The 15,629-nt window shown below is 28.1% G+C and carries 17 protein-coding genes; 6 read left to right on the forward strand and 11 right to left on the reverse strand.

Translation table 11 applies throughout. From position 1 onward, the window contains the following. Positions 1-12: 12 nt before the first annotated feature. From rpmA to metX, 5 genes are all read right to left on the reverse strand, one after another. Positions 13-267 carry a 50S ribosomal protein L27 gene (rpmA, locus tag ACTTBE_RS06375; RefSeq protein WP_075506491.1) on the reverse strand — a complete coding sequence of 85 codons (255 nt, stop codon included), beginning with the start codon at positions 265-267 and terminating at the stop codon, positions 13-15. A 14-nt stretch (positions 268-281) separates the two neighbouring features. Next, complete coding sequence (gene rplU, locus ACTTBE_RS06380) at positions 282-680, reverse strand: 50S ribosomal protein L21 (protein ID WP_440633072.1); 399 nt, start codon at positions 678-680, stop codon at positions 282-284. A gap of 66 nt (positions 681-746) precedes the next feature. Further along, the gene (gloB, locus tag ACTTBE_RS06385; RefSeq protein WP_440677630.1) at positions 747-1,466 is read right to left on the reverse strand and encodes a hydroxyacylglutathione hydrolase; all 720 of its coding nucleotides are present in this window, start codon (positions 1,464-1,466) and stop codon (positions 747-749) included. Beyond that, on the reverse strand, positions 1,467-2,063 hold the full coding sequence (gene metW, locus ACTTBE_RS06390; protein WP_262589873.1) for a methionine biosynthesis protein MetW: 597 nt from the start codon (positions 2,061-2,063) through the stop codon (positions 1,467-1,469). Beyond that, entirely contained in the window at positions 2,053-3,183 is a 1,131-nt protein-coding gene (gene metX, locus ACTTBE_RS06395) for a homoserine O-acetyltransferase MetX (RefSeq protein WP_440633071.1), read from the reverse strand. Before metX ends, metW begins: the two co-directional genes overlap by 11 nt. A 192-nt stretch (positions 3,184-3,375) precedes the next feature. Here metX and hisC point away from each other — a divergent pair, with 192 nt between their 5' ends. Beyond that, a complete protein-coding gene (hisC, locus tag ACTTBE_RS06400; RefSeq protein ID WP_440677631.1) occupies positions 3,376-4,458 on the forward strand; it encodes a histidinol-phosphate transaminase in 1,083 nt (360 codons plus the stop codon). Further along, a complete protein-coding gene (locus ACTTBE_RS06405; protein WP_440677632.1) occupies positions 4,459-5,355 on the forward strand; it encodes a prephenate dehydrogenase in 897 nt (298 codons plus the stop codon). Here ACTTBE_RS06405 and ACTTBE_RS06410 read toward each other — a convergent pair. The 3 genes from ACTTBE_RS06410 to ACTTBE_RS06420 are packed head-to-tail and all read right to left on the reverse strand — an operon-like array spanning position 5,352 to position 8,903. Next, positions 5,352-6,095, reverse strand: a complete 744-nt coding sequence (locus tag ACTTBE_RS06410) for a C40 family peptidase (protein WP_440677633.1) — start codon at positions 6,093-6,095, stop codon at positions 5,352-5,354. The two genes, ACTTBE_RS06405 and ACTTBE_RS06410, sit on opposite strands and share 4 nt — an antisense overlap. Beyond that, positions 6,085-7,461: an AmpG family muropeptide MFS transporter gene (locus tag ACTTBE_RS06415; protein WP_440677634.1), complete on the reverse strand. Its 1,377-nt coding sequence runs from the start codon at positions 7,459-7,461 to the stop codon at positions 6,085-6,087. The genes ACTTBE_RS06410 and ACTTBE_RS06415 overlap by 11 nt, the downstream gene beginning before the upstream one ends. Positions 7,462-7,463: 2 nt before the next feature. Continuing rightward, positions 7,464-8,903: a TrkH family potassium uptake protein gene (locus tag ACTTBE_RS06420; RefSeq protein ID WP_440677635.1), complete on the reverse strand. Its 1,440-nt coding sequence runs from the start codon at positions 8,901-8,903 to the stop codon at positions 7,464-7,466. Positions 8,904-8,990: 87 nt separating this feature from the next. Here ACTTBE_RS06420 and ACTTBE_RS06425 point away from each other — a divergent pair, with 87 nt between their 5' ends. From ACTTBE_RS06425 to ACTTBE_RS06440, 4 genes are read left to right on the forward strand one after another with little or no spacing between them, the layout of a single operon-like run. Further along, positions 8,991-10,553 (forward strand): lysine--tRNA ligase, encoded by a 1,563-nt coding sequence (locus ACTTBE_RS06425; RefSeq protein ID WP_440677636.1) that lies wholly within the window; start codon positions 8,991-8,993, stop codon positions 10,551-10,553. Then, a complete protein-coding gene (locus ACTTBE_RS06430) occupies positions 10,553-11,605 on the forward strand; it encodes a quinone-dependent dihydroorotate dehydrogenase (protein ID WP_440677637.1) in 1,053 nt (350 codons plus the stop codon). The genes ACTTBE_RS06425 and ACTTBE_RS06430 overlap by 1 nt, the downstream gene beginning before the upstream one ends. 52 nt (positions 11,606-11,657) lie before the next feature. Beyond that, positions 11,658-11,969, forward strand: coding sequence for a 50S ribosomal protein L28 (rpmB, locus tag ACTTBE_RS06435; RefSeq protein WP_075506505.1), 312 nt, complete (start codon positions 11,658-11,660; stop codon positions 11,967-11,969). Then, positions 11,969-12,523, forward strand: a complete 555-nt coding sequence (locus tag ACTTBE_RS06440; RefSeq protein WP_440677638.1) for a queuosine precursor transporter — start codon at positions 11,969-11,971, stop codon at positions 12,521-12,523. Before rpmB ends, ACTTBE_RS06440 begins: the two co-directional genes overlap by 1 nt. Here the strand turns inward: ACTTBE_RS06440 and speB are convergent. Genes speB through ACTTBE_RS06455 form a run of 3 tightly spaced genes read right to left on the reverse strand, consistent with a single transcriptional unit; the run spans position 12,520 to position 15,625 of the window. Further along, positions 12,520-13,395 (reverse strand): agmatinase, encoded by an 876-nt coding sequence (gene speB, locus ACTTBE_RS06445; RefSeq protein ID WP_440677639.1) that lies wholly within the window; start codon positions 13,393-13,395, stop codon positions 12,520-12,522. The genes ACTTBE_RS06440 and speB overlap by 4 nt on opposite strands. A 2-nt stretch (positions 13,396-13,397) precedes the next feature. Continuing rightward, positions 13,398-14,441, reverse strand: a complete 1,044-nt coding sequence (locus tag ACTTBE_RS06450) for a 1,9-bis(guanidino)-5-aza-nonane synthase (RefSeq protein WP_440677640.1) — start codon at positions 14,439-14,441, stop codon at positions 13,398-13,400. Beyond that, on the reverse strand, positions 14,441-15,625 hold the full coding sequence (locus tag ACTTBE_RS06455) for a type III PLP-dependent enzyme (RefSeq protein WP_440677641.1): 1,185 nt from the start codon (positions 15,623-15,625) through the stop codon (positions 14,441-14,443). The genes ACTTBE_RS06450 and ACTTBE_RS06455 overlap by 1 nt, the downstream gene beginning before the upstream one ends. Between the last annotated feature and the right edge of the window lie 4 nt (positions 15,626-15,629).

Here is a 15,629-nt window from a genome sequence, read left to right on the forward strand (position 1 = left end):
TTGGTTGTACTATTAATTGGGTTTTACTGAAACGTAAGTTCTATCTAATTTAGATTTTTTGAATACAACTTTACCTTTGATAACAGAAAAAATTGAATGATCTTTTCCCATTCCAACATTTTCGCCAGGAAAAATTTTTGTTCCTCTTTGTCTAACAATTATATTTCCAGGTATTACAGTTTCTCCACCGTATTTTTTAACACCAAGTCTTCGACCAGCACTATCTCGTCCGTTTCTCGATGATCCACCTGCTTTTTTTGTTGCCATAATTTACCTAATAACTATTTACTTGCAGCTTCCTTAACTTCTTCTTTTTTGGGAGCTGGTTTAATTTTTTCAGCTTCAGATAATACTTTACCATCTTTTGAAAAAATTTTGTTAATTCTTATCAAAGAAAATTGTTGTCTGTGTCCATTTTTTCTTCTTGAATTTTGTCTTCTTCTTTTTTTGAAAATTAGAATTGTTCTATTTTTACTATTTTTAATTAAATCTGCCTCTACCTTAGCACCTTCAACATTAGGAGTTCCAACCTCAATATTTTTATCATCCCCATATGCTAGGATTTCATTAAATTCTATCTTAGTCTCAGGCTTTGAATCTGGTAATTTTTCAATTTTTAATATCTCACCAGATTTAACTTTGTACTGTTTACCACCTGTTTTTATTACTGCGTATGACATAGTATGAATATTAAATTTAAGTAACCGCAATATAGTTACCGGAAGCCTATAGTCAAGCTGAATTAGTTAAAAATTATCCTTTAAATCCCTTAATTTTGAAAAGGATTTTAGGTCATTAGCTCTTAAAAAAATATTACAATCAATTTCATCTTGTAAGGTTGATGGAATAGTAGGTAAATTATTATTTCTTTGTTGTTTTATAAATTCTATTTTCTTTAACAAAGAAGAGTTTTCAGAATCATGTTTCAAGCAGAATTTTGAATTATTTAAAGTATATTCATGACCACAATAGATTTTTGTTTCTTTAGGTAAAGATTTTAATTTACTTAAAGAGTTATACATTTGTTCATATGTACCCTCAAAAATTCTACCACATCCAAGTGAGAAGAGAGTATCTCCGGTGAATAGTAAGTTTTCTTCAAAAAAATAAAAACAAACATGTCCTGTTGTGTGTCCAGGGATATGAATAATTTTAGCTTTAAAATTTCCGCTATTCCAAATTTCATTATCTTTTAACAAGATATCAATTTCTGGTATCCTTTTTGCATCTCCATTAAATCCTAAAACAACAGATCCAAATTTTTTTTTTAATTCAGTATTACCCCCAACATGATCATAATGATGATGAGTATTTAAGATATATTTTAATTTAATATTTTTATCGTCTAAGTAATTGATTATTGGTTTAGCTTCACTTGGATCAACAACACATGCTTCCTGTTTTTCATTATCAATAATTAAATAACTATAATTATCTTGTAGGCACGGTATAATTTCAACTTTCATTTATTTTTCTATTAAAAATATTCCAAGATCAGCAAATAAATTTTTAGTTCCTAAATTACTATTTGTTATATTTGAAGTGTTGTTACTATTTAAAGCTAAAGTTTTTATCATTTTAATTTCTTTAAATTTTATAAAATTTACAAAATCTTTAATTGTGCACATATGTAAATTAGGTGTACTGTGCCATTGTTCTGGTAAAGATTTTGTTATTGGCATTGTGCCCTTAAATAATAGATGCAATCTAACTTGCCAATTACCAAAATTTGGTATCGTTACAATTGCTTTTTTTCCAACTCTTAAAAGTTCATCTAAAACAATTTCAGGGCTTAAAAATGCTTGGAGTGTTTGACTCAATACTACATAGTCAAACGATTTATCAGGAAATTGTTTTAAGTCTTTCTCTGCGTTACCTTCTATTACAGTTAATCCTTTTGCAATACATTCTTGTACTTTTTCCTTAGAAATTTCTAGCCCTCTTACATTTATATTTTTATGTTCTTTTAAAAATTGCATCAAAGTTCCATCTGCACAACCTACATCTAAAACTTTTTTATTATCCTCAATTAAATCTGATATTACTTTAAATTCATTTTTCATTTTTTAATTCTATATAAGATTTGTCTAAGAAATTCTTCAGAGCATTTAAAAAATCGGGTACATCTAATAAAAAAGAGTCGTGACCTTTATCAGATACAATTTCTACAAAACCAACATCTGCTCCAATAGAATTTAAAGCTATAACAATATCTTTATTTTCTTGGGTTGGATAAAGCCAATCAGAAGTAAAAGAAATAACAAAAAATTTAGCTTTTGTATTTTTAAATGCATCAGACAAATTTCCATTAAATTGTTTAACTAAATCAAAATAATCCATAGCCCTAGTTATGTAGAGGTAACTATTTGCATCAAATCTATCTACAAACACAGAACCTTGGTATCTCAAATAACTCTCAATTTGAAAATCTGCATCAAAACCAAATTTCAAATCTTCTCTTTCTTGCAATTTTCTCCCAAACTTTTCCTGCAAACCTTTTTTTGAGAGATAAGTTATATGAGCTGCCATTCTTGCAACAGCAAGCCCTTTACCTGGGTTGGTGTTATTAGCTTCATAATTTCCATCTTTCCAATCGCTGTCAGCAGTAATTGCTTGTCTTCCTAGTTCATTAAAAGCAATATTTTGTGCTGAATGACTTGAGGTTGTAGCAATGGGTATAACAGTTTTAGCTTTATCAGGAAAGTTGGTGATAAATTGAAGAACTTGCATACCTCCCATGGAACCTCCGGTAATTGCAAATAGTTTATCAATTCCAAAGTGTTCAAGTAAATTATATTGTGCATTCACCATGTCATTAATTGTAATAACTGGAAAATCAGTTCCAAAAGTTTTCTGTGTTTCAGGATCTTTATGGCTTGGTCCATAAGATCCCATACATCCACCAATTACATTTGAACAAATAACAAAATATTTATTGGTATCTATTGCTTTGTCTGGACCTACAGCAAAACTCCACCAACCGTCTTTTTTAGTAACAGGATTTAAACCAGTTACAAATTGATCTCCAGTTAGTGCATGAAATACTAATATAGCATTGTCTTTATTCTCATTTAAAGACCCATAAGTTTCGAATGCAATTGGAAAATTGTTTATAGTTTTACCACAATCCAATTTAAGAGGTTTCTTTATAATTAATGTATTAATATTTTTTTCTGTATTCATTTTAAGGCCTTTAGATGAATTGTGAGAAAAAAAACTATTTTAGCGGTTTTTTTTAAGCGCTCGCAATTCAGTTAAATCAGCGCATAAATTTTGTACAAGAACTTGTAATTTATGTCAATTTTTTAAAATAAGATCATATTCTCTATAAATATTTGTTTTTTTATCTATAAAGAGCTCATAAAAATAAAAAAAATGAGCACACCTAAATTTAAAAAATTTAACATAGAAGCTTATAAGCCTGGCAAATCTAAAATTAACAAAATTAATAAGGTCATTAAATTGTCAGCTAATGAGTCTGCTTTAGGGATGAGCCCGTTAGCAAAAAAAGTAATATCTCAAAAAAATTTAGTATTAGATAAATATCCAGATGGAAAATCTACTAATCTTAAAATGGCAATATCTAAAGCATATAAATGCAATTTCGATAAAATAATATGTGGAGCAGGTTCTGACGAGGTAATTCAAATGTTATGTCAATTATATCTACATCCAAAGGATGAAGTGATTGTTCCTCAATATAGTTTTTTAATGTACAGGATTTATGCAAAAATTGTTGGTGCAAAAGTTGTATTTGCAAAAGAAAATAATTTTAAAGTTTCAATTGAAGAAATATTGAAAAAAGTATCTAAGAAAACCAAAATAGTTTTTATTGCAAATCCAAACAATCCAACAGGAACATATTTAACTAAAAAAGAGACATTAGAACTTAGAAGAAAGTTGAATAGAAATATTTTATTAGTAATTGATGACGCATACTCAGAATATATGAAAAATGATGATTACAGCTCTGGTTTAGAATTATTTAAAAAAAAAGACAACGTATTTATATTACGAACATTTTCTAAAATGTTTGGCTTGGCCTCATTAAGAATTGGCTGGGGATATGGATCGAAACAAATAATTAGAGCGTTAAATGTAATTAAACCACCTTTTAATGTAAATGGTTTGGCTCAAGTTGCGGCCGCAGAGTCATTGAAGGATAAGCAATTCATTGAAAAGTCAATTAGACATAATTTAAATTATGCAAATAGACTAAAAAAATTTCTCGAAAAATATAATATTTTTTCAAACGCTGTATCGGCAAATTTTTTACTATTAAATTTTGATGACTGTAAATATTCAGCAAATTTTCTTTACCAAAAATTAAAAAATAAAGGAATTATATTAAGATCTACTGAAGATGGTTATCATATTAAAAACAAATTGAGATTAACTATTGGCTCATCTAGAGAAAATTTAATATTCATGAATGCAGTGGGAAAGATTTTTAATTAAATGAAAAATATTTTGATCATAGGTTGTGGTTTACTTGGATCTTCAGTTTTAAGATCTATACACAAAAATAAATTAGCAGATAAGGTATATATTTATGAAAAGTCAAAAAAGAATATATCAAGAATTAAAAATCTCAAATTACCTGGAAAAGTAGTTAGTTCATTAAAAGAAGCTGTAACAAAATCTAATTTTATTATTTTTTGTACACCTATGAGTGAATACAAAAATATTATTATGAAAATAAATAATTATATTTCTCCTAACACATTAATTACTGATGTTGGTTCTTCAAAAATTGAATCATCAAAAATAATAAAAAAATTTTTAAAAAAAGGAATTGCATGGACTTCCAGTCACCCAATTGCTGGTTCTGAAGTAAGTGGACCACAGCACGGAAAGAGCAACATGTTCGAGGGTAGATGGTGCATTTTAATTAAAGAAAAAAATACGATTAAAAAAAATTTAAATTTTCTGAAAAAATTTTGGAAGAAGATTGGATCAAAAGTAACAATCATGTCACCAGAAAAACATGACAAAATTTTTTCAATAACTAGTCATTTGCCTCACTTAATTGCATATAATTTAGTTAAGTCAGCTCAAGATTTTGAGAAAAAACAAAGCTATGATTTAATCAAATATAGCGCAGGAGGACTAAGAGATTTTTCAAGAATAGCAGCTTCTAATGAGATTATGTGGCGAGATATTTTTTTCAATAACAATAAAAATATTTCAAATGCTATTGATTTATTTATTAAAAATTTAAAATCATTTAAATCTGATATTAATTCAAAAAATAATAAATCTATTATTAACAAGCTTACTGAAACTAAAAAAGTCAGATCAAAAATAATCAAACTCAAACAAGATATTAATAAGCCAGATTTTGGAAGAAGCTAAATCTTAATTTTAGCTATTTTTTTAACTTTAAGTTTAGCTGTATTTTCAATTCTTCTAATTGTCTTAATTATAGGCATGATCAATACTTTCTTTTCAGGCCCATATGCATGTATTAATTGTTTGGAATTTAAACACATTGCAACATGCCCTTTCCAAAAAATGATATCTCCTTTTTGATAATTTCTTTTTATGTTTCCTTTTAAATATTTGATTTGATCTTTGGTATCTCGAGGAAAAAACTTATTATTATAATAGTAAAATATTTGTAATAAGGCTGAGCAATCTATTCCCCTGTAACTTTTTCCACCCCAGATATATTTTATATTCAAATATTTTTTAAAAATTTTAATGAAGTTTTTTTCTTTATAATTTATTTTTTTTATATCTTTTTTTTTAATCCATTTATTTTTATCAATTCTGGCATAATTTTTATTTGTTTCCTTAACTGACAACTTTGATCCAAGAGATAGATAAATATTAGTTTTTAAATTTGGTTTTTTATAGATATTTGCTTTTAAGCTACTTACTTTATAATTAGTTTTAAATTCTTTTGAATAATCTTTATTTTGAATATACCCAGTATAATTATCAAAATTAGATTTTATTTTTATCCAATTTTTATTTTTAGATAAAATTTTAAATTTCTCTCCATACAATATTTGTGAGGTTACTTCTGAAAATTTAGAAGGTTTTTTATAAATATTAGAAAAACTACTTTTGAAAGAAAATTTATTTTGCACCAATTTTAATTTTATTTTTTATCATCCATAGACATATTAGTGAAGGAATTACCATAATAGTTGTTAAGACAAAAAATGTTCCCCAATCTCCATTTAACCAATCTACCAAAGCTCCTGATGATGATGCTAAAGTTGTTCTTCCAGCAGTTCCTATTGATGCAAGTAATGCATATTGTGTGGCTGTATATGTTCGATCAACCAGCAAAGATATAAATGCTACAAATGCAACGGTTGCAAAAGCTGCAGTAATATCGTCAGCAATAACTGCTATTGCAAATAATAGTTCAGATTTACCAGTCCATGCCAAGACAGCAAATAACAGATTTGTAATTGCCATTAATCCTCCAGCAAAGAACATAGTTTTTATAGTTCCAGCCCTCATGGCCATTACCCCACCAATTAAAGTAAATACGACAGTTGTGATCCAACCTAACCCTTTTGAATAAATTGCTATTTGTCCTTTTGAGAAGCCTATTTCTTTATAAAATACAATCGACATTCTACCCATGAATGCTTCTCCAATTTTAAACAAAAAGACAAATCCTAAAATTCCTGCAGCTATGGCAAAACCATTTTTTTTAAAGAAGCTAATAATGGGCCCACCAATTGTTCCAGTTATATAGGCAACAAAAGTTGTAATAATATTGTTAGATCCTAGTTTACCTTTAATTAGATTATCAGTTTCTTTTTGCTTTGATTGTCTGTCAGTTTCTACTGGTTCATGAACAAACATCAGAGCAATATTCATTAAAATAATTAGAACACCTAATATTAAAAAAGTTGCTTGCCAGTAATCTTGGATACCAATATTTTCAAAGAACTCCGCAGTAAATAAAGCAACTACACCACCTAGTTTATAACCTGTCCACCAACCAACCACAGCCATAGCAGCACCTGCTGCCATTGATTTTCCCTCATTTTCATTAATTTGTTCAATTCTTAATGCATCTACCGTTATGTCTTGAGTTGCTGATGCTATAGCGATGATTAATCCAACTGTAATTATCAACGCTAAATTTTCTGTAGGATTTATAATACTCCAAACAAGTAAACTTAATAGAATTACTAATTGCATTAAAACAATCCAACCTCTTCGGTGACCTAATTTTTTAGTTAGGAAAGGAATTTGAATTCTATCTATAATTGGTGCCCAAAGATAATTAAAAGCATAAACTCCAAAAATAAGTCCTGCCCATCCAATAGTAGATCTACTTAATCCTTCTTCTTTTAACCAAAGACTTAAACTACTAGCAATCAAGACCCATGGAAATCCACTGATTGCACCAAGTAATAAAATTCTTAGCATCCGGATATCTTTGTAAACTGAAATCGATTCTAACCAGGATATTTTTTTTATTTCAGACATAATTAATTTTTCCAAAATGATGGTAAAAATAATACTAATATTGCAAATAGCTCAAGTCTACCTAAAATCATACCAACTGTTAAAATCCATTTAGAAAGGTCTGGTAATGAAGAAAAATCTCCATTGGGGCCAATTATTGGACCAAGACCAGGTCCAACATTTGAAATAGATGTGGCAGCACCCGAGATAGCTGTAATAAAATCTAAACCAGTTAATGATAACAATGTAGTAAGAATGAAAAATATTACGATATAAAAATAAATAAATGAAATAATTGAAGCTATAAACTTTTCATCAACTGCACTTTGATCATACTTAATTACAAATACCCCTTTAGGATAAATTATTTTTTTTAATTGATTTAGAATAAATAGATAAAGAATTTGAATTCTAAATATTTTTACACCACAAGCTGTAGATCCTGCACATCCACCTATAAACATCAGTGCAAGAAACAGGGTTATAGGAAAACTACCCCATCTATCAAATTCTGCGTTTACATAACCAGTACCACTTAGGATTGATATAGTATTAAAAAATATTGATCTTAAACTAAAGTTTTCTTGGTTAGAAAATAATAAGTAAACAGATAAAATAATAACAGTTAATATTATAATTTTTAAAAAAGTTTTGATTTGAATATCATTTAAAAAAATTTTTTTGTTACCACTTATAAATTTAATGTAAGCAATAAAAGGAATACTCCCCAATATAATAAAAATCATTGATGAAATTTCAATTGGTAAACTATCAAAGTATCCAATTGACTCGTTGTAGTTAGAAAAGCCTCCAGTAGCAATTGTAGTCATTGAGTGGGTTAAGCTGTCAAATTTACCCATACCAAATATCCAATAAGTGATTGCACAAAGGCCTGTTAATCCTGAGTAAATATAAATTAATCTAAGTGCTATTTCTTTTGACTTAGGGAGTATTTTTTCTGAAGAGTCATTACTTGAAATTTTAAATAATTGCATACCTCCAACATTCATTATAGGCATTAAAGTAATCGCCATTACAATTATTCCAATTCCACCTAGCCATTGTAAAAGAGCTCTCCATAAAAGAAGACCTTTTGGTGCGTTCTCTAAATCTGAAATTATTGTAGATCCAGTTGTAGTAATTCCTGACATACTTTCAAAAAAAGAGTCTGTAATTGAAAGTTCAATACTAGAGAATACAAACGGTAAAGACCCAAATACTGCAATACTAATCCAAGACAGTGCAGTTAATAAGAAAGCTTGTTGTAGATTAAGTTTTTTATCATGATCTAAATTTGATAAAAAAAATAAAGTTCCAAAGATTATGGTTACGATAGATGAGCCAAAGAAAGAAGAGTCTATCTCTGAGTAAAAGAATTGTACTATAATTGGGATGAACATTGATACACCCAATATTATTTGCAGAATTCCAAGCGTAAAAAAAACAGTTTTGTAATTAGACATTTTGAAAGAACAATATTTTATGGTAAATAAATTTCAACTCTATAAGAATTAATATAATCACTAGTTTAAGGTTAAAAAGAGCAATTCATGATTAAAAAAGATGTCCTAGAAAAGACAAGTGCTTGGCCTTTTGTTGAAGCTAAAAAAATGCTTCGTGAAAGAAAAGCTTTTATTGAAAAAAAAGGTAAGATTACTCTCCAAACTGGATATGGTCCAAGTGGATTACCTCACATAGGAACTTTTGGAGAAGTTGCACGAACTTCAATGATGGTAAATGCACTTAATCAACTCACAGATTTACCAACAGAAATTATTACATTTTCAGATGACATGGATGGCTTAAGAAAAGTTCCAGATAATGTTCCCAACCAAGAATTATTGCAACAAAACCTTCACAAACCTTTAACGCAAGTACCTGATCCTTTTCAAAAATTTAATAGTTTTGGAGAACATAATAATGAAATGCTGAAGGATTTTTTAAACAGTTTTAATTTTAAATATAATTTTAAAAGTTCTACATCTTTGTACAAGGCAGGATTTTTTAATCCTACTTTGAAAATCATTTTAGAAAATTATGAAGGAATAATGAATATTATTTTACCAACACTTGGGAAAGAAAGACAAAAAACATACAGTCCTTTTTTACCAGTATGTCCTGATACTGGTCATGTTTTGGAGATACCTGTAATAGAAATTGATCAGTCTAATTCTAAAATAATATTCGATAATAAAGGTAAAAAATTAGAGAGTAGTATTTTAGATGGTAATTGTAAATTACAGTGGAAAGTAGATTGGGCAATGAGATGGTTTGCTTTAGACATTGATTTTGAAATGTATGGCAAGGATTTGATTGAAAGTGCAATTTTATCTAAAAAAATCATTAATTTATTGGGTAAAAAAAATCCATCAGGATTTGCATATGAACTTTTTCTAGATGAAAAGGGTGAGAAAATTTCAAAATCTAAAGGTAATGGAATAACTATTGATCAATGGTTGAAGTATGCTTCACCAGAAAGTTTATCTCTATATATGTATCAAAATCCAAAAAGAGCTAAAAAACTTTATAAAGAAATAGTTCCAAAAGCAGTAGATGAATATTTGGATAACATTGAAAAATCTAAAAAGCAGACTGAGCAGCAATTAGTAATGAATCCAGTGTGGCATGTCCACAATGGGAGTATTCCAAAAGAAGACATGATTATGAGTTTTTCAATGTTATTGAACTTAGTAGAAACAAGTAATGCAGATAGTAAAGATTTGTTATGGAAATTTGTAAAAAAATACAAACCAAATATTCAAGAAACTAATTTTCCAATTTTTGATGGATTAGTAGGATACGCAATTAAATATTTTAATGATGTAATTAAGTCTCAAAAAAAATACAAAACGCCTTCTGAAGATGAAAAAAAAGCGCTTGAGGCTTTAATTTCAACTTTAGAAAAATGCAATGATCAGATGCCACCAGAGGAAATTCAAACTTTGATTTATTCTACTGGAAAAGAAAATGGTTATGCTGAAAATTTAAGAGATTGGTTTAAACTTATTTATGAGGTGGTTTTTGGTGATGAAAATGGACCAAGAATGGGATTTTTTATAAGTTTTTTTGGTGTTAATGAAACAAAAGACCTTATAATGAGTAAACTCAAATAATGTATTCAAATTTAAGATCTTTAATTTTCAAATTAGATCCAGAAAAAGCTCATACTATAGCAATTCAATCTTTAAAATTTAATTTAGTATCAAATGTATTTGATGAAAATAAAAATGATCCAATTTTCAAAACACAAATATTTGGTAAAGATTTAAGTAATCCAATAGGAATAGCAGCTGGTTTTGACAAAAATGCAGAAGTTTACAATCCTTTGTTTAAATTGGGATTTGGTTTTGTTGAAGTTGGAACTGTTACTCCTTTAAAACAATATGGTAATGAAAAGCCAAGAGTATTTAGATTAGTTGAAGATCAAGCGTTAATTAATAGATTGGGATTTAATAATCAAGGATCTGAAACTATTTTAAATAGAATAAAATCAAATAAAAAAATTGGAATACTTGGAGTAAATGTTGGACCAAATAAAGACTCTGATAATCGATTGAATGATTATTTAATTGGATTAGAAAAATTTTATAAAGTTGCTGATTATATTACAATAAATATTTCTTCTCCTAATACTGAAAATTTAAGAAATTTTCATAATGAAAATAAATTAAAAGAATTATTAAAATCAATTAAAGATAAGAAAAATGAATTGAAAACTGACATTCCAATCGCAGTTAAAATTTCTCCAGACATTGATTTAAAACAAATTGAATTAATATCAGAAATCCTTTTAGAAAATGAAATATCTGCAATAATTATTTCAAATACATCAGAAAGTAATAGAGATGATTTAAAAAATATTCAACGTCATCAAAAAGGAGGCTTATCAGGAAAGCCGATTGAACAAAAATCAAATTTACTCATTAATCAATTCTTTAAATTGTTAAATGGTAGAATTAAAATAATTGGGGTAGGAGGTATAGACTCAGGAAAGTCTGCATATGATAAATTTTTGTCAGGGGCAGATTATATTCAGTTATATACCGGAATGGTATTTCAAGGACCTAACATTGCTGCAAACATTAAAAAAGAGCTAAAAGAATTATTTCTTAGAGATGGGGTGAAAAATATTTCAGAAATCGTTGGAAATAAAACTCTTTCTTAATTTTAATAAACTTGACGCCCTTAATATCTCCCCTTATATAGGCACTGAAATTATGTCAAAAAAATGTGAACTAACTGGTAAAATTCCTATGAAAGGTCATAATGTTAGTCATGCTAACAATAAGACTAAAAGAAGATTTTTACCTAATTTAAAAAAAGTAAAATTTACAAGTGAGCTTGCTGGAAGAAGTTTGAAACTAACTGTTAGTAATTCAGGAGTAAGATCAGTTGATAAAAAAGGAAGTTTTGACGAGTTCTTAAAAACTGTAAAAAATAAAAATATATCACCAAGATTAAAAAAACTTAAAAAAGTTATTTTATTAAAATCACCATATAAAAAAAAGCCAGTAGCTAAATCTGCTTAATGAATAAATTTTTTATCAGCCTATCTTTAATGATGGGTGTGGTTGTTTTATCCTCAAACTATCTTGTTCAATTTCCAATAAATTATTATGGATTAAATGAAATTCTCACTTATGGAGCTTTTAGTTATCCAGTAGCTTTTTTGATAACTGATTTAGCAAATAGATCTTATGGAAAGATAATTGCGAGAAAAATAGTTTATTTTGGTTTTTTTATAGGAATTATTTTTACTTTATTTTTTTCAACAAACTTCGAAGATTTAATATCTATTAGAATTGCAGTTGGATCAGGAGTGGCTTTCCTTACAGCCCAATTGCTAGATATTCAAATATTTGATCGTTTAAGAAAAAAACAGTGGTTTGTTGCACCTCTAACTTCATCATTAGTTGGTTCAACTATTGATACTTTTTTATTTTTTTCAATATCATTTTATGGAACAGGAGTTCCTTGGGTAACTTTGTCCTTAGGTGATTTAGGTGTTAAGTTATTAGTAGCACTAATAATGTTAATACCATTTAGGATGTTATTAAAAATATTTAAGCCAATTAAAGTCTAATATAAAAATTTATAAGATAAAATTTTGTAAGCTAATTTAGCAACAAGAAAATTATAGGAGTTAAATCCTTTAATTGGAGAAAGCTCATTAATGTCAGCTCCAACTATATTTGAGTTTTTTGCAGCAATTCTAATTATCTCTAATGTTTCGTCCCATAACAATCCACCTGGTTCAGGTGTTCCGGTAGCAGGCATAATACTTGAATCTAATCCGTCTACGTCAAACGTTAAGTAAACAGTCTTATTTTTAATTAATTTTTTAAATTTATTTAAATTCCATTTTTTTTTATCTTTTGCCCAGAAGATATCTATTCTATTTGAATTTTTTTTCAAAAATGGAATTTCACTTTCTGATATATTTCTAATTCCAAAAGAGATTAAAGACACATTTTTATAATCTAAACATCTTCTTATTGCCGATGCATGTGAAAATTTTTCACCATTATAACTTTCACGCAAATCTGCATGCGCATCAAAATGTAAAAGACAAATATTTTTATATTTTTTTGTAAAAGGAATAATGCATCCTGGTGTAATTGAATGTTCACCACCAAAAGTCATTGGAAATAGTTTTTTATCTAAAATTTCCTCATTGATTTTAGAAATTTTATTTAATGCTGCTTTAATATTTTTATCAATTTTGAATGGTTTTAATGTCTTGATACCTATTTTTTTGTAAGGTTCACAATTTAGTTCCTCATCATATAGTTCAACTTGGTGAGAAGCTTTAATAATTTCTTTTGGTCCATTTTTTGTTCCACCGCCATAACTAACTGTTTTTTCAAGTCCAAATGGAACGACTACTACTTTTTCTTTGAAGTTGAATGTATTATCAATTCCCAAGAAACCATGTTTGTTTGATAAATATTTCAATTTTATATAAATATTTTTGAGAAATTTTTTCGTTCTCTATTTTTCCACTCACCTTTATGGTAAGCATCGCTAGCTATTAACGGCAATACACTTGTTGCTTCAGCAAATACCATTTGTTCTTTAGTGACATCCACTTTACCCCAAGAACTTGCTTCTTTTAAAGTAGAACTACTACATGCACCATCTCTACTATCAGCAACTGTAATTTGTACAGCATACTTATGCATATCTACATTTTTACCAAGAAGCTCAGCACAAATAACAGTGTCTTGAATAAAATTTTTAGGAACTCCTCCACCAATCATAAATAAACCAGAACCTTTTGATTTGATTTTAATTTCCGTTAGTTCTCTAAACTCTCTAACTGAATCTATAGTCATATGTTTTTTAGGATTTTTTTCTTGATGCATTACAAGACCAAAACCTGCGCTTGAGTCTGTGAAAGCTGGACAAAAAATTGGAACATTATTATCGTAAGCTGTTTCAATTAAAGAGCCTTTCTTTTTTGAATTTTTTTTTAAATATTTTCCCATTTCTAAAATAAACTCTCTCGAAGTATAACTTCTTGGCTCTAAAGTATCTGCTATTTCGCAAATAATTTTATCACACATTTGAAGCTCTTCTTCGTCGATATATGTGTCGTAAATTCTATCAATATAGTTGTCTCTTAATTCAGTATCATCTTGAAATTGAGATCCTTGATAATGTTTAAATCCAAGAGCTTCAAAAAAATCCATATCCACAATTGATGCCCCTGTTGCTACAATTGCATCAACCATATTGTATTTAACAAGGTCTTTATAAATATTCATACATCCTGCTGCAGATGTTGATCCTGCTAAAGTAAGAAAAATTGTACACTCCTTATCTTTAAGCATTTCGTTGTAAATGTTTGCTGCATTTGCAGTTTCTCTAGATACAAATGACATTTTCTCCATTGAAGAAATAATTGTTCTAGAGTCAAATGAAGTAATATCTATATGTTCGACAGGATTTTTTAAAAAATCTCTTTTACTGTTATGTCCTGGATTTTTTTGGTCTGACATTAAGCAACCATATGAGCGCTGTTAACGTCTTTTTCATACATTGACATTATTGGTTTATCTTCAACTTCATAAATTTCATCTGAATAGTAACCATTGAATTGTGTTCTAAAAGTTAATCCATATGCTCCAAGTTGACCAAGCTCTATGTAATCATTTTCCTTAATATTATTTGGTAATAAAAAAGGTCCTTTCATATAATCCATGCTATCGCAAGTAGGACCAAAGAAATCAAAAGCAGTCATTTTTTTTGAAATTATTTTATTTGAATTTTCTTTAATCATTTTAGATGGATAAACTATGTTAGGTGTCCCTGCATCAAATAGAGTTCCATATGTTCCATCGTTTATATAAAGTTTTTGTTTTTTTCGTAAATTTACTTTAACAATTGTTGAACCACTTTCTGCAACTAATGCTCTTCCTGGTTCACAAATTATTTCCGGCAACTTCTCTAATTTTAAATTAGACAAACTTTTTTTAATTTCATTGAAGTATTCATCTAATGATTGCGGAATTAAATCTGGATAAATTGTTGGGAATCCTCCACCAACATTTATTGTATCAGGGATTATTTTTGTTTTTTTAATTATATTTCCAATCTCATTTATACCTTTAGCGTATGAAATTGGATGCATACACTGCGACCCAACATGGAAACTTAATCCAATTTTTTTTGCATATTGTTTTACTAATCTTAGTAATCCTACAGCTTCAGATGTTAGTGCTCCAAATTTTTTAGATAAATCAATTTCAGCATGCTCATTTGAAACAGCAACTCTTACAAATAATTCTAAATCTTTTGCATTATTTGTACTTTCAATAATTTTGATTAACTCTTCTTTTGTGTCTAATGAGAAAGTTTTTACACCATAATTAAAATAGGCCTCTTTGATACTTTCTCTACTTTTTACGGTATGCATATAAGAACATTTTGCATTTTGAGTAAGTTTTCTTATAGCTTTAATTTCTTCAATTGAGGCAACATCAAATTGGTTTACACCTGTGTTTAAAATTGTTTGAATAACTTCGGGATGTGGGTTTGTTTTAACTGCATATAAAATTTTTCCAGGGAACTTATCTAAGAAAAATTTAGCCGAAGCCTCTATGGATTTCTTCCTAATACAATAAACAGGCTTTTCAGGTTTCAGTTGATTTATAAGCTCTTCAACTGACTTAAATTTTTGCATTTCA

Origin of the sequence: Candidatus Pelagibacter sp. HIMB1587, assembly GCF_052047775.1 — a bacterium.
Taxonomy (GTDB): Bacteria; Pseudomonadota; Alphaproteobacteria; order Pelagibacterales; family Pelagibacteraceae; genus Pelagibacter.

What these genes read in the sequence shown, in the direction of transcription:
- ACTTBE_RS06455 (WP_440677641.1), bottom strand. Translation starts at nt 15,625, where the DNA reads ATGCAAAAATTTAAGTCAGTTGAAGAGCTTATAAATCAACTGAAACCT.
- rplU (WP_440633072.1), bottom strand. Translation starts at nt 680, where the DNA reads ATGTCATACGCAGTAATAAAAACAGGTGGTAAACAGTACAAAGTTAAA.
- ACTTBE_RS06405 (WP_440677632.1), top strand. Translation starts at nt 4,459, where the DNA reads ATGAAAAATATTTTGATCATAGGTTGTGGTTTACTTGGATCTTCAGTT.
- gloB (WP_440677630.1), bottom strand. Translation starts at nt 1,466, where the DNA reads ATGAAAGTTGAAATTATACCGTGCCTACAAGATAATTATAGTTATTTA.
- ACTTBE_RS06440 (WP_440677638.1), top strand. Translation starts at nt 11,969, where the DNA reads ATGAATAAATTTTTTATCAGCCTATCTTTAATGATGGGTGTGGTTGTT.
- ACTTBE_RS06450 (WP_440677640.1), bottom strand. Translation starts at nt 14,441, where the DNA reads ATGTCAGACCAAAAAAATCCAGGACATAACAGTAAAAGAGATTTTTTA.
- ACTTBE_RS06420 (WP_440677635.1), bottom strand. Translation starts at nt 8,903, where the DNA reads ATGTCTAATTACAAAACTGTTTTTTTTACGCTTGGAATTCTGCAAATA.
- metW (WP_262589873.1), bottom strand. Translation starts at nt 2,063, where the DNA reads ATGAAAAATGAATTTAAAGTAATATCAGATTTAATTGAGGATAATAAA.
- metX (WP_440633071.1), bottom strand. Translation starts at nt 3,183, where the DNA reads ATGAATACAGAAAAAAATATTAATACATTAATTATAAAGAAACCTCTT.
- ACTTBE_RS06430 (WP_440677637.1), top strand. Translation starts at nt 10,553, where the DNA reads ATGTATTCAAATTTAAGATCTTTAATTTTCAAATTAGATCCAGAAAAA.
- rpmB (WP_075506505.1), top strand. Translation starts at nt 11,658, where the DNA reads ATGTCAAAAAAATGTGAACTAACTGGTAAAATTCCTATGAAAGGTCAT.
- ACTTBE_RS06415 (WP_440677634.1), bottom strand. Translation starts at nt 7,461, where the DNA reads ATGTCTGAAATAAAAAAAATATCCTGGTTAGAATCGATTTCAGTTTAC.
- rpmA (WP_075506491.1), bottom strand. Translation starts at nt 267, where the DNA reads ATGGCAACAAAAAAAGCAGGTGGATCATCGAGAAACGGACGAGATAGT.
- hisC (WP_440677631.1), top strand. Translation starts at nt 3,376, where the DNA reads ATGAGCACACCTAAATTTAAAAAATTTAACATAGAAGCTTATAAGCCT.
- ACTTBE_RS06425 (WP_440677636.1), top strand. Translation starts at nt 8,991, where the DNA reads ATGATTAAAAAAGATGTCCTAGAAAAGACAAGTGCTTGGCCTTTTGTT.